The sequence below is a fragment of the Mesorhizobium sp. M0715 genome (assembly GCF_040320355.1).
Taxonomy (GTDB): domain Bacteria; phylum Pseudomonadota; class Alphaproteobacteria; order Rhizobiales; family Rhizobiaceae; genus Mesorhizobium.
Window position 1 is genome coordinate 79,932 of record NZ_JAMYPL010000015.1, and the last position, 13,623, is coordinate 93,554.

A 13,623-nucleotide genomic window follows, 5' to 3' on the forward strand; every position below is an offset into this window, starting at 1 on the left:
TTCCTGACGATCGCCATCGCCGCTTCCGTGGTGACCGCGCATGATGCTCGATAAGAGGACCAACCCATGTTCCAGTCCTGGACCTCTCCGTTACTGCGGCGCAACGAACCGGTCCTCATCGCGGTGCTGCTGGTCGCCATCGCCGTCTTCGGCTGGATCGATCCGCGTTTTCTGTCGACCGGCAATCTTGTCAGCATCGCGCAGCAGAGTGCGGTCATCGCCCTCATCTCTTTTGCCATGACGGCCGTGATCATCGCGCGCGGCATTGATATTTCCGTCGGCAGCAATCTTGCCTGTTCCGGCATCGCGGCGGGCCTTGCCTACACGGCAACCGGCTCGGCGAGCTTGAGCCTTCTCGCCGCGATCGGTGGCGGTGCCGCAATCGGTCTGCTCAATGGAGCGCTGATCGGCTTTGCCGGCATCTCCCCATTCATCGCAACGCTCGCCACCATGGCGTTTGCGCGCGGCCTGGCGCTCAGTCTCTCCGGCGCATCCAGCATCGCGGTCGCCGATCCGATCCTGCTTTTCGCGGGACGCGAGACGATCGGCCTCCTACCGGTCTCCGTCATCATCGCCGCCATCTGCCTGGGCCTCTGGTGGTTCGTGCTCAATCGCACGGTGTACGGGCGCTGGATCTATGCGGTCGGCGGCAATGCGGGAGCAGCGCGGGCCTCACTGGTTCCCGTCGACATCGTGCGCATCTCCGTCTACCTGATTGCCGGCGCAACGGCCGGGCTCGGCGCGATCCTCACCATCGGCCGCCTTGGTTCGGCACAGCCGCTTGCCGGCACCGGGCTTGAATTTACAGCCATCACAGCCGCCATCATCGGCGGCACGAAACTGTCCGGCGGCCAGGGCTCCATCTGGGGAACGGCGATCGGGGCGCTGCTGCTGGGCGTCATCAACACCGGCCTGTCCTTCCTGCAGGTACCGCAGATCCTGATCTACTTCGTGACCGCGAGCCTCATTCTGGTGGCCGTTCTCACTAGCCAGCCGGAGAGTGTCGCCGCCCTGTTCAAAACCAGTGGCCGCAAGTCCACCCCGTCGCCCCGCAACACCGCCGCAACACCGGTCGGCAAACACAGCATCGCCTTGCGCGGGCTTGGCAAGTCTTTTCCGGGCGTCAAGGCACTCGACGGTGTCAGCTTTGCCGTCTCGGCCGGCGAGGTGGTAGGACTTGCCGGCGAGAACGGGGCCGGAAAATCGACGCTGGTGAAGTGCATTTCCGGCCTGCATCGCCCGGACGAGGGTGAGATCGTCATCGACGGCAACGCCGTCCAGTTCCACTCCCCCAGCGACGCCAAGGGCATCAGCGTCATCCATCAGCATTTCAGCCTTTCGCCGGACCTGACGGTGGCGGAGAATCTCTTCATCGGCCGCGAACCGCATACCCGCCTGGGATTTCTCGACCGGGCCCGGATGCGGCGCGATGCGAAATCCATCATGGACGAGCTGTCGCTCGATATCGACATTGGCGCGGAGCTGCGAACGCTTTCCGTCGGGCACCGGCAGATGGTGGAAATTGCCCGTGCCGTTCTGTCCGATGCCTGGTTCTTCATCATGGACGAGCCGACCAGCGCGCTCTCCAACCGCGAGCGCGACCAACTCTACGACCTGATCGACAGGCTGAGAGCTCGCGGCGCCGGCATCCTCTACATCTCGCACAAGATGGAAGAGATCTTCAGCCAGTGCGACCGCGTCGTCGTTCTGCGTGACGGACGCTTCATCGGCGAGCGCCAGACCCGCCAGACCAACGAGGCCGAGATCGTCTCCATGATGGTCGGGCGCGATGTCGGCGACATCTTCCCCTATCTCGAAGCGCAAGTCGGCGAAACCGCGATCGAGATCAGCAACATCTCCGATGGCAAGCTCTTGAAGTCGGCCACGCTCAGCGTGTGCAGGGGCGAAATCGTCGCGCTCGCCGGCCTGATGGGAAGCGGCCGCTCCGAGGTGCTCAGGCTGATTGCCGGCCTCGAGACCATGCATGGCGGCACGCTCAGAATTTTCGGCGGGCAGCAGACCGGCGGCGACACCAAGGCCGCCAATCGCGCCGGCATCGTCTACATACCCGAAGACCGGCATCTGGAAGGCTTCGTCGGCACGATGTCGATCAGGGACAATCTGTCCCTCGCCTGGATTCGCGATAACAGTCACTTCGGCCTGCTGAGACCTCGCCGCATCCTGGCTCTCGCGCGCGATCTCATCGGCTCACTCGGCGTGCGGCCGGCCCAGCCCGACAAGATGACCATCGAGCTTTCGGGCGGCAATCAGCAGAAGGTCGTCATCGGCAAGTGGCTTGCCACCAAGCCGAAGATCATCCTGCTCGACGAGCCGACACGCGGCGTCGACGTCGGCGCAAAATCCGAACTCCATCACCTGATCGCAAGATTGAAGGCCGAGGGCGCGGCGATCCTCATGGTGTCGAGCGAGTTGCCCGAGGTTCTCGGCGTTGCCGACCGCATCGTCGTCATGCGCGAAGGCCACTCTGTCGGCACGCTGGCTCGTGGGGCGACGGAAGAAGACGTGATGACGCTGGCCTTCGGTGATCGCACGATCACATCACCAGCCTGCGCACCCCGGCCAGCATCCAACCTTGCAACATGCCTGTAAGGAGAAACCCTTTGAGCAAGTTAAAGATTGCCATCGTCGGTGCCGGCTACATGGGTCTCCTGCATGCGCAGGTGGTTGCCGCGAGTCCTGTCGCCGAACTGTCGGCATTCGTTGATCCGAATGCTGCCACGGGGAGCAAGGCCGCGTCGGATTTCGGTGCCCGGTATTTCCGCGATGCCACCACCGCGCTGACCGCCAATGCCGCCGACGCCTATATCGTGGCGGCACCCGACACGCTGCATGAAGACGTCTGCCGCATTCTGCTCGATGCCGGCAAGCCGGTGCTGCTCGAAAAGCCGATGGCTCATGATCTGTCCCCTGCCAAGGCGATCGCGAAAGCAGCGGAGAGAAGCGGCGCACGCCTGTTGGTCGGCCACATCCTGCGGTTCGACCCTCGCTATTGCGAGGCCGCGGCAGCGGTAAGATCCGGGCGGATCGGCGAGCCGATCCACGGCAGCAGCGGCCGTTTCACCAGTCGCGAAGTCGGTCTTCGCATGAACGGAAATTCGAGCGTCTGCTTCTACCTCGGCGTGCATGACGTGGATGCGCTGCAATGGATCTCGGGTTCGGACATCATCGCCGTCTACTCCCGGCCCGTCGCCAAGCTCATGCCTTCGCTCGGAGTTAGATCCGAAGATGCGATCTTCTCCACCGTCGAGTTGTCGAACGGAATGAGCGGACAGCTCTATTTCGGCTGGACGCTGCCACCGACCGTTCCGACCGGCATCTGGGCACGCACGGAAATCATCGGCACCGAAGGCATGATCGACCTCGACGTGCGCGACCACGGTCTACGCATCCTGTCGCATGGACAGTGGTCGCAACCCGACGCCCTGCACTGGCCGACCGTCAATGGCCGTATCACCGGGGATCTCTTCGAGGAGGTCCACCATTTCATTTCGGCGGTTCGCGACGACACCCCTTTCGTGATGCCGGTCGGCGACGCCCTGCGCGCCGTCGCCGTCAATGATGCCATCCTGCGCAGCGTCAAATCAGGCCTGCGCGAACCGGTCGAAGATTGGCACATTCGATGAGAGGATCCTCATGAACCGCCAACAGAACATCTGGTGCAGGCGCTTTCTCGACCTCTCGCCGTTGATCCTGCTGGTCATCCTGCTGGCGATCTTCGCGCTCATCGACGCCCGCATCGTTTCAACCGCCAGCCTGATCAACATCGTCGCCCAGGCGACCCCGATCGCCATCCTGGCGCTTGGGGCTCTGATCGTTCTGCTGACGGCGGGCATCGACCTGTCCGCCGGCGTCGGCGTCGCCTTCTGCGCCGTCTTCATCGCCAGCCTGATCGACGGCGGCGCCGGCCTGCCGCTTGCCCTGCTTGTCGGCTTTGCCGTGATGGTGGTGATCGGCCTCGCGAACGGCGCCGTTATCGCACTGTTGAAAATACCGCCCTTCGTGACGACACTGGCCACAATGGTCGCGCTGCAGGGCGCAACGCTTGCCGTTGCCTCCAAAGGCGTCCTGATGCTGAAGGATCCGACGCTTCGCGCGGTCGGCATTGAGCGCAGCTTTGGCATTCCCAATGTCATCTTCGCAACGCTCCTGATCGTTGCCGTAGCAGCAATCCTGATGCGGCACAGCCGTTTCGGGCTGCGTACCTATGCGCTCGGGTCGGATGCCGGAGCCGCGGAACTTGCCGGCATCCCGGTGACGAAACACACGATCCTCGTCTATTGCGCCTCCAGCATCTTCGTCTTCCTGACGGCCGTGATCATGATCAGCCGGGTGCCTGTCGTGACGCCCAATATCGGCGGTACCTCGCTGCTTCTGGACGCGATCGCCGCTGCCGTGCTTGGAGGCACCAGTATCTTCGGCGGACGGGGAACGGTGTGGGGGGCGGTCGTCGGCGCCCTGATCGTCAGTCTGCTGACAACTGCGCTTCGGGTATTCGGCACGGATCCTTCCAGCCTCGAACTCTACAAGGGTGCAATCATCATGGTCGCTCTCCTGGCCGATTCCGGCATGACTTACGCCAAGGCGCGGCTCGTCGAGGCAGCACGATGAGCGAGCCAGTTCCGGCCTTGCCGATCCCGCTCAGGTCCAGCTTTGCGCTGATGACCTCGCCGGATACGGAAAGACACGCGACAGCCGGCGTGCATAAACCCGTCGTCATTCTGCCGCTCGGCGCTGTCGAGCAACATGGCCCGCATCTGCCTCTCGGCGTCGATTGCTGGCTTGCGGAAGCAGTCGCTCTCGCCGCGGCGGAAGGACAGGCTTCCATGCGGGTCGCCGAACCTTTCGCCTATGGCTCGTCCGAGCATCATCGCTCCTTCTCCGGCACGATGAGCCTCAGTCCGCGGACCTTCATCGCCGTGCTCGTCGATCTCTGCACCTGCCTTGCCGAAGACGGCTTCCTGCCGGTCATGCTGAACGGCCATGGCGGAAACCGCGCCGCGATCCAGGTGGCGATCACCACCCTTGGCCAGCGTGGCATCGTCACCGCGGGTTTCTCGTATTTCGATCTCATCGCCGACGTGGCGGCGGAGGCCCTGCCCGATGCCGCCACGGGCACCGGTCACGCTTGCGCGCTTGAAACCTCGTTGATGATGCATGTGCTTGGCGACAGCGTTCGCCGCGATCTCATCCCGCCAGGCGGCACTTCGCCATCCTGGCCGGATCCTCACCTTTACGCCGCGCCGGCCGTCACCGTCTGGCGCCGTTTCGAAGCCATCCGCGACAACGGCGTCATCGGCACGCCATCGGAGGCGAGCGCAGAGGCCGGCAGCAGACTTTTCATCGCAGCCGTGGAGCGCAGCCGTGCCGCCATTTTGAACATCCAATCCGAATTCGGCCAAAGGAACGCATGATGACAGTCCATTTCAAATCTTCTCTCGAAGGCCCCAACCTGCGCGGCATGGCGATCGTCTCGGAGCCGGAAGCAGCCGCCCGCATCGGCATCAACCGCATCGGCGGCGAGTGGATTGCCGGCAGCTCGGGCAAATTCCTGAAAATCGACAGTCCTTCGACGGGCGAGCATCTCGGCTATCTCTCCCTTTCCACCCGCGCCGATGTCGGTCGCGCGGTGAAAGCCGCCGAAGGCGCACGCGAGACCATGCGCAAGATGGGAACCTTCGCGCGCGCTCAACTATGCATGCGCATTGCCGACGCGATCGACAGGCGCGCCGAGGAGCTTGCGCGCCTGCTCTGCCTGGAACAGGGTAAGCCGTTCCACAGCGAAGCAAAGGCCGAAGCGTCGGCGGCGGCTCTCGGCTTCCGCAATGCGGCAGAACAGATGAAGTGGCTGGAGACGGCGGCGTTTCCGCTTGCCGATGCCAACAAGCGCGCCTTCAGCTTCCTGCAGCCGAAGGGCGTCTTTGCCATCATCACACCCTGGAATTTCCCGCTCGCCCTGCCCTGCCTCTACTATCTCGGACCGGCCGTCGCAACGGGCAACACCGTCGTCTGGGTGCCCGCGCCGACGACGTCGCTGATTGCCACTGCACTTGTCGAATGCTTCATCGAGGCGGGCCTGCCGGACGGCGCCATCAATCTCGTTCTGGGTGACGGTGCGGAGGTGGGCGACGAGGCGGTCGTTCATCCGGGCACCCATGCCATCGGCTTCACCGGCAGTTCCGCCACCGGCGCGACGATCGCCCGGCGTGGCGCGGGCAAGCCGCTTCTGCTCGAAATGGGCGGCAACGGTCCGACCATCGTGCTGGCCGATGCCGATATCGACATGGCTGCCGCCCAGGTCGGGGCCGGCTGCTTTGCCAATGCCGGGCAGATCTGCACGGCCACCGAACGCGTGCTGGTGCATAAATCCGTCCATGACCGTTTCATCGAAGGTCTCGTGAAAGCGGCCGCGAAGGTGAAAATGGGCGACCCTTTCGATCCCGCGACGACGATGGGTCCGATCAACAATGCGGTGGCCGTCGACAAGGTGCTCAGGCACATCGCGGACGCCCGCGCGCGCGGCGCCGAGATCGTCACCGGCGGCAATGTGGCAGCGGGCTTTGCCACCAATCTCTATTTCGAGCCATCGATCGTCACAGGACTGACCCGGGAAAGCCTGCTCAATGTCGAGGAATCCTTCGGGCCGATTGCACCGGTGCTGAGCTTCGAGACCGACGAAGAGGCGATGGAACTTGCGGCGTCCAGCCCCTACGGCCTGTCGGCCGCGGTCTTCACCAGCACCATCAAGAACGCCTTTGCCTTTGCTGAAAGCCTGAGGGTCGGCATCGTCAACATCAACGAGATGAGTTGCTATTGGGAGCCGCATATTCCTGCCGGCGGCGCCGCCGGGACGCAGAGCGGCCTCGGTCGCACCGGGGGTCGGCACACGCTGATGGAAATGTGCGACTTGAAGACGATTACCATGGATGTCACTCGCTGACATTCAAGGCCCGCGCCTTTTTGCGCGGGCCTGCCCTCGCGACCATATGCAGTTCGGCAGAGAGCTGTCAGGTGGACCGGCGCAGGCTGTCGGCCATTTTCTCGCCAATCATGATCGAGGTGAGATTGGTGTTTGCCTGGCAATCGAGCGGCATGATCGACGCATCGATAACCCGCAGTCCTTCCAAACCGTAGACCCGGCATTCCGGATCGACCACGGCCTCGCCGGGCCTTCCCATGCAACAGCCTCCGATCCCATGCTGCGCATCGGAAGACTGCGCCAGCAGGAAATTGTCGACCTCCTCGTCGCTTGCCGTTTCGAGCCATGACAAAGGCAGATCGGAATCCCCCAGCAGGACGCGCTCGGCGATCGCCTGGATCGGCGCCTGCCGGGCAATCTCGCCAAGGTGGCGATAGGCGATACGCATGCGCTGGAGATCCATTGGATCGTCCAGCATGTTCTCTTCCACGATCGGCTGGTCGAAAGGGTTGGCGGAACGCAGTTGCACGGTGCCGCGGCTCTTGGCCTCCATCAGGATCAGATTGACCATGGCCTCGCCGAACTGGGCGCTGTCGGACTCCACGCCGATACCGCCATGGTTCATGGCGACGTAGAGAATGTCGTCGCGCTCAGCGCCCGGCACGCCCGAACTCATCCGCACACAGCAGTTGGTATGCCGCGCGTCGACATCGGTCGCCTTGAATTCCGGCTTCAGCTTCAGTTCGATGCGGCAATAAGGATGGTCGAAAAAACCTTCGCCGACCGGCAGGTCGGCAAGCACCTCGATGTCCTTTCGATTCAAGAGAGCCGCCGGACCGATGCCCGAGCGCTGCAGGATGACCGGAGAGTGGATGGCGCCGGCCGAGAGGACGATCAGCGGCGCCTCGAATTTGCGAACCTGACCGGCCACGATGGCCAAAACGCCGATCGCTTTCCTGCCATCGAAAAGCACCTTGTCCACTGTCGCCTGCCCGATGATGGTGAGGTTCGGCCGGTCGCGGGCCGCTTCCAGATAGCCGTCATTGACCGACACGCGCTTGCCGGCTCGACTGTTGATGGGATAGGTGCAAGCCCCTTCGGCATCCGGAGCATTGAGATCGTCATGCCAAGGATGGCCGAGAGCCATCGCGCTTTGGCGCATGGCCTTGTCGACGCTTCCCCAGCTTTCGACAGGCGCGCGGTAGATCGGAATCGGGCCGCCGCTGCCGTGAAAATTGGCCGCGATCGGGTCGTCCTCCAGGCGGCAGAAGAAGGGCAGCACATCCGCTCCCGACCAGCCCTTGCATCCGATTTGCTCCCAGCGGTCGAATGCATGGAGCACGCCGCGAATGGCAATCTGCCCATTGACGGCCGTCGAACCGCCAAGCCCCTTGCCGCGCCAGTAGACCCGATGCTCCTGCCGCTTGGTGCGGCGAGCCATCAGGTCGGGATACATGTATTGTTGCTGAAAATGATCGGGAAGCAGCAGGTTGAAGGGATTTGGGCTCGCCATCTCGGCAGGTTGCTCGCCGCTCCGGAAGTCCGGCCCCGCTTCCAGCAAAAGCACGGTCGTGGCCGCATCTTCGGTGAGCCGGGCGGCAAGAACAGCCCCGGCTGCGCCGGCTCCGACAACGATGACATCAAACGGCATGCCGTACTCCCCGGATCCGACCAATGCACGGCTGGCTCGACCGCGACATCATGTTGATTTCATTTGTGCACGATCATCTGCTGGCATTCAGGCTCAGCGATATACGCCGGAACCAACCACCTTAGCGTTGCACGACTGCAAGATCATCATGATTTGTTTTATATGTAAATATGATTTCGTATATGAACCCATCGGAAGGGTTTCTTTTCACCATCTGCTCCATATCGCGCGAAGAACCCCGGTGCTCTCCGTCCCCTGCCGGCGGTTCTCACACCGTCATCATCCATCGCCTTTTGACAGCGATCGGTTTTCGACAAAAGCGGTGTTTGGCGTGCTGCCCTTCCGAGTCGCGCCCAGGGAACAACTGCTTCCATGGAAAGTTAGTCCATGGCTACACCGCCGGTGAGCTTTCACGACAATCCAGGGAGACAAATCATGGCGACTGCAAAAAGAGCGACGACAAAGGGACTGGAGGCTTTGTTCCTCGATGGGCTGAAGGACATTTACTACGCTGAAAAGAAGATACTCAAAGCCTTGCCGAAGATGGCAAAGGGCGCCGAATCCGAGGAGGTGGCCGCGGCCTTTGAGAAACATCGCATGGAAACCGAAGGCCAGGTCGATCGGCTCGAGCAAGTGTTCGAACTTATGGACAAACCGGCCCGCGGCAAGACCTGTCCGGCGATCGACGGCATTCTTGAGGAAGGGTCGGAAATTCTCGACGAATACAAGGGTGACCCGGCGCTGGATGCAGGGCTGGTCGGCGCGGCACAGGCCGTCGAGCATTATGAAATCGCGCGCTATGGCACGTTGGTCGCGTGGGCTGAACAGCTTGGCAAGAGCGACGTGGTCAAGCTCCTCAACGAGACATTGAAAGAGGAGGTCGCGACGGACGAAGCGCTTTCCGGGCTGGGCGAAGGCGGTGTCAATGAGCGCGCCCTGGAGCAAGCTGCCTGACTGGTTGTGCCCGGCGCCAAAGCCGCCGGGGCGACTTCGCGACCCGGCCTCTTCGTCGGTACCCCTTCAGATGCAATCAGACCCACCCCGATACTTCGGGGTGGGTCTGCTGAAATCAACCGCGATCAGCGGTTCTTGTGGCTTTGTTCGCCAGCTTTCACGTGCTGTTCGTGGGTTCCACCACGCATGCCGGATCCATCGCCCTGCTGCCGTTGACCACCACCAGCGGCCTGCTGTTGCTGACGGTTTTTATTGTCGGCGTTCTTGTGGCTCTGCTGGCCTGCCTTCACATGCTGTTCGTGACTACCACCTTGATTGGGCATTCTTCTTCTCCTTCAAAATCCACGAGGCGACAACCGCCTCGATTGCCTAAGAAGAGTCAGGCGCGAACGTTCCCTCACGTAACATTTTGTGAAGACCACAAAGCCCGCGGCGTTCGAAGGCGCCTGAGATGGCTGTCGGATTTATGCGTTGGCAACGAGTTCATCTTGGCCGTGACCGACGTTGCCGGCGGGTCTCATGCCTGTGCCCGCCCAGGAGGAAAATGCATGTCATTCCGATCCGAGAGATTTACAACCGCTTTGACGTATAGCGAGGATGATAGAGCGCGGGCCGCCGCAGCGCTCTATCAATACAACATCGCACAGACCGGGATCGACGACCGAGCTGTCATCGGAGCGGAGCTTTGCGACCACTCAGGAAGAGTCTGGGGCGGGCTTTGGGGCAGAACGGAGCTCGGGCTCCTGTTTCTCGACATGTTCTTCCTGCCTGAGCAGTTGCGTGGCCAATCCTTTGGCTCACAACTTCTCAGGACTGTCGAGGAAGAAGCCATCCGGCGTGGCTGTAAGAAGGCCGTCGTGGAGACGAGCAGTTTCCAGGCACCGGTATTCTACATGCGCCATGGTTTCGAGGAATTTGGCAAAGTCGAATTCGGGATCCCTGGACATGCCCGCATCTTCCTTCGGAAAGATCTGCTGTGAAATTGATCGCGAACCTGCCGTCATGGCCTCAATCGCGAGGCAGCGACGGGTCGGTTCATTTTCCCGCAGCGAGCAGTGACTGTTCATATGATCTGCCAAGGCTGATCCAACGCCAATTTGCGACGCCATGCTCCACAGCCAAATTCTTGAGCGCCACAGCCTCGTGTGAACCGACTCAGCCGTGGGTGTTGCTGCTTGGAACAAATCGGCGGCGGCAGAAGTTTGGCGTGCGCTACGAGGACCGCATGGCGAGCAAATCGACCGTGGTAGGCCGCTCCGGCGCACGCAAGCTTTGCTCTCGCCGCGCTCACAAGTGCAAGTCTGCCAGGGCGTGGTTGAAAGGGAGAAATCATGGCCAAGGTTTCAAGTCCGACCCCTGCCGCGGCCAGAGGCGAAGTTCAGGCAGGAGCGACGCAGGACAAGACGCCGGGGTTCGATCCCGCCATTGCCCCGCTTGAGACAGACGCAGAGGCCGCGGACACACAAAATCCGGTCGCTGGGACAAGTCCGCCGCGCAATCGTCCAGAATTCGAAAACGATGCCAGCTTTGCCAACGCCATGCGCCCGGTCGAAGGCGAGCCGGAACTGCGGCCTGGCGCCAACTGGCCGGTTTTGGTGATTGCAGCTGTCGTTTTGATAGCAGCCGTGGTTTTCCTGGCGGCAAGCATGCTGCGCTGAGAACGATCCCGACGATGCAGCACCCCACGGCCTATTCATGGAGGTCTGGTGCGCCCTTCATGCCTGAGAGTTCGGTCATTGGGCACAGCAGCCGCGGTCGCGCGGGATCGGAGATGTCGAGCTTGTCCCAAGGGATGCGGTATAGACCGTCGCGGCGGCGCAATCGGAAAAGATCCAGCACCGCCACGCCTATGGCCGAGGCCGAAAGACGCTCGAAAGCAGCGTAGACCCCGACATGGAATTCGGTGACGAGGAAATCGTCACCGTCCCGTTCGGCGTGGATCTCCTCGATATAACCGACATTCTTGCCGCGCTGCGAGAGTACTCGTCGCCCTGCCAGATGCTCGAGATTGACCGTGGTCATTATCAAGCTCCCGGAATGCGCCCGATGACATGGTCGCGCAACCAGTCCTGCCAGGCGAAGATCGACGTTTCTCGCACATCGATGTCGAACTCGACATCGATGCCGATATCTTTCACCTTGTGCCAGGCGATCCGATGGGGTTCGCCATGCTGCTTGCCACCCAGCTTGACCGCGAGCCGCGCCATCCAGCGCCCAGGCCCTGCGCCGAGGCGACGTGCCAGGGTGATGGAGCCGAGCTCGATGGCAATGATCCGAGGCGGCTTGCCAGGCCGCAACTCCGCCACCAGCCCGTCGACCTTGCCGATCTTGATCTGCTCGCGGTCGACCACCTGCTTGTCGAGGAGATCACGCAGCAACTTCATCATGTGCCCCCGAATATCTGCAGCGGGATGGTCACCACCGCCAGTACGAAGCCAAGCGCGATGATGAAGATGACGGCGGCATTCGACAAAAAGCCATTGCGATGCTCGCCGACATAACGTTTGTCGTTCAGCAGAAACAGGAAAGGAACGACCGTCAGCGGCAGGCTGGCTGCCGTCAGCGCCATGGAGAAGATGGTGAGCCTCAGCGGATCGAGACCAAGCGCGATGGGAATAGCCGCCAAAAGCAATGATATCGTGTAGGTGGCGCTGAAACCCGGATCGTCGCGCGGCTTGCGATCCTCGCCCCAATTCCAGCCGAAACCCTGGGCCACAAGATAGGCCTGTTGCAACCCGACCTCTAGTGCGGCGCCGAAGCAGGCAATGGCGAGGGAGGCAACAAACAGCACGAAGCCCCAGAAGCCGAATATGGATATCAGCATCAACGGCAATTGGTGATAGTCGTCCACCTGGGTGACGCCATGCGTGGCGAGCACGAGAGCGGCCACGATCAACACGCCGATCGAGATGGTCCCCCCGAAAGTCATGCCCAACCCCGCTATGGCCCGATTGGCTCCGAGATAGCTTTTGTCCCACCGGTCCTCGATGGCCCCCGAGGAATAGAACATGAAGAGGTAGGGCGATATCGAGGCGCCGAGAATGCTCACCGCCATGAACCAGTAATTGGCGGCATCGTGGACCGGCAGCGAAGGCACGGCGCCCCTTGCGACTGCCGTCCAATCGGGTCTCAGCATCACCGCTCCGACGACGAAACACAGCGTCACCAGACCGAGAATAGATACGCCCTTCTCGATGAAGCCGAAGGTGCCTTTCCAAAGCAGCAGCCACGCCAGCAAAGCCACCGGCAGTGCCCACCACTGGAAGCCTATGCCGGTGGCAAATTCGAGCGCAATGGCGACGCCGCCGATCTCGGCGGACAGCACCAGGAAATTGACCAGCAGGGCGGCCAGCAACGGCCATAGAAAGACGTTGAAGCCGAATCTCTCGCGGATGCCGTCGGAGATCGTGTGATGGCTCACGGCCGCGAACCGGCCGGACATTTCGACAAGGAAGATGATGCAGATGGTGCCTAGCACCACCGCCCAGATCAACTGGAAGCCAAACATCGCGCCTGCCTGCGCCGCCGTCGCCATGGACCCAACTTCGAGGAAGCCGCCGACGCTGGTGACGACGCCGAGGGATATTTCCATGAGCTTCTTCATGGCTTCGGCGCGAAATACTTGGCGTAGGCGGTAGCGAGCGAACGCGACGCCAGCCGTAGATCCTGTTGCGCGTCTTGGACTTCCGGCCGGTCGCCCGCCTGCAATCCGGCCTCTGCACGCGCCACCGCGACCGACAAATCGTAGACTGCCTTTGTCAGTGAAGCTTGCTCGGCGGGTTCACTGGTTTGCGCGGACCGGATTTGCGCCCCGGCGTCGGTAAGCGTCTCGCCGATCGATTGCAGCGTACCCACCGTGTATGCGGTCGGCGCCGCCCCTGCCGCCCAGGCGTCCAGCGCCATCACCACGGTCTGCGATGCGGAGGCCGCTGTTCGTGATTGCTGCTCGATCTGATCGGAAGATGAGCATGCCGACAACATCAGCAACAGCAAGCACAAGCAGTCGTGCCTGAGATAGCGGCGTCTAACGATCAAATCAGGCGTTTGGTGCGCCACCGAATAGTCTCCCCCGACCCAACAA

Annotated in this window: 14 protein-coding genes; 8 read left to right on the top strand and 6 right to left on the bottom strand. The window is 62.0% G+C overall.

Going from position 1 to position 13,623, the window contains the following annotated elements; all coding sequences use genetic code 11:
- The first annotated feature begins 66 nt into the window (after positions 1-66).
- The 5 genes from NKI21_RS18705 to NKI21_RS18725 are packed head-to-tail and all read left to right on the top strand — an operon-like array spanning position 67 to position 6,958.
- Entirely contained in the window at positions 67-2,610 is a 2,544-nt protein-coding gene (locus tag NKI21_RS18705) for an ATP-binding cassette domain-containing protein (protein ID WP_352866705.1), read from the top strand.
- Positions 2,611-2,621: 11 nt separating this feature from the next.
- A complete protein-coding gene (locus tag NKI21_RS18710) occupies positions 2,622-3,644 on the top strand; it encodes a Gfo/Idh/MocA family protein (RefSeq protein WP_352551558.1) in 1,023 nt (340 codons plus the stop codon).
- A gap of 10 nt (positions 3,645-3,654) precedes the next feature.
- Positions 3,655-4,629, top strand: a complete 975-nt coding sequence (locus NKI21_RS18715; RefSeq protein WP_352773656.1) for an ABC transporter permease — start codon at positions 3,655-3,657, stop codon at positions 4,627-4,629.
- Positions 4,626-5,432, top strand: a complete 807-nt coding sequence (locus tag NKI21_RS18720) for a creatininase family protein (protein WP_352441973.1) — start codon at positions 4,626-4,628, stop codon at positions 5,430-5,432. Before NKI21_RS18715 ends, NKI21_RS18720 begins: the two co-directional genes overlap by 4 nt.
- Entirely contained in the window at positions 5,432-6,958 is a 1,527-nt protein-coding gene (locus NKI21_RS18725; protein WP_352866708.1) for an aldehyde dehydrogenase family protein, read from the top strand. Before NKI21_RS18720 ends, NKI21_RS18725 begins: the two co-directional genes overlap by 1 nt.
- Positions 6,959-7,025: 67 nt before the next feature.
- On the opposite strand, the gene NKI21_RS18730 is transcribed toward NKI21_RS18725, so the two are convergent.
- Entirely contained in the window at positions 7,026-8,588 is a 1,563-nt protein-coding gene (locus tag NKI21_RS18730) for a GMC family oxidoreductase (protein ID WP_352866710.1), read from the bottom strand.
- A 435-nt stretch (positions 8,589-9,023) separates the two neighbouring features.
- Between NKI21_RS18730 and NKI21_RS18735 the strand changes: the two genes are divergently transcribed.
- Positions 9,024-9,542, top strand: a complete 519-nt coding sequence (locus NKI21_RS18735) for a YciE/YciF ferroxidase family protein (protein WP_013530428.1) — start codon at positions 9,024-9,026, stop codon at positions 9,540-9,542.
- A 125-nt stretch (positions 9,543-9,667) separates the two neighbouring features.
- Here NKI21_RS18735 and NKI21_RS18740 read toward each other — a convergent pair whose 3' ends face one another.
- On the bottom strand, positions 9,668-9,865 hold the full coding sequence (locus NKI21_RS18740) for a hypothetical protein (protein ID WP_013530427.1): 198 nt from the start codon (positions 9,863-9,865) through the stop codon (positions 9,668-9,670).
- Positions 9,866-10,090: 225 nt separating this feature from the next.
- Here NKI21_RS18740 and NKI21_RS18745 point away from each other — a divergent pair, with 225 nt between their 5' ends.
- Together NKI21_RS18745 and NKI21_RS18750 are read left to right on the top strand one after the other, a co-directional pair.
- On the top strand, positions 10,091-10,522 hold the full coding sequence (locus NKI21_RS18745) for a GNAT family N-acetyltransferase (protein WP_023809456.1): 432 nt from the start codon (positions 10,091-10,093) through the stop codon (positions 10,520-10,522).
- Between the two features lie 351 nt (positions 10,523-10,873).
- The gene (locus tag NKI21_RS18750) at positions 10,874-11,200 is read left to right on the top strand and encodes a hypothetical protein (RefSeq protein ID WP_023809457.1); all 327 of its coding nucleotides are present in this window, start codon (positions 10,874-10,876) and stop codon (positions 11,198-11,200) included.
- Between the two features lie 31 nt (positions 11,201-11,231).
- On the opposite strand, the gene NKI21_RS18755 is transcribed toward NKI21_RS18750, so the two are convergent.
- From NKI21_RS18755 to NKI21_RS18770, 4 genes are read right to left on the bottom strand one after another with little or no spacing between them, the layout of a single operon-like run.
- A complete protein-coding gene (locus NKI21_RS18755) occupies positions 11,232-11,564 on the bottom strand; it encodes a hypothetical protein (protein WP_352551568.1) in 333 nt (110 codons plus the stop codon).
- Between the two features lie 2 nt (positions 11,565-11,566).
- Positions 11,567-11,926, bottom strand: a complete 360-nt coding sequence (locus NKI21_RS18760) for a hypothetical protein (RefSeq protein ID WP_352551665.1) — start codon at positions 11,924-11,926, stop codon at positions 11,567-11,569.
- Entirely contained in the window at positions 11,926-13,146 is a 1,221-nt protein-coding gene (locus NKI21_RS18765; RefSeq protein ID WP_023809459.1) for an NRAMP family divalent metal transporter, read from the bottom strand. The genes NKI21_RS18760 and NKI21_RS18765 overlap by 1 nt, the downstream gene beginning before the upstream one ends.
- A complete protein-coding gene (locus NKI21_RS18770) occupies positions 13,143-13,598 on the bottom strand; it encodes a hypothetical protein (RefSeq protein ID WP_352866715.1) in 456 nt (151 codons plus the stop codon). Before NKI21_RS18770 ends, NKI21_RS18765 begins: the two co-directional genes overlap by 4 nt.
- Positions 13,599-13,623 lie beyond the last annotated feature (25 nt).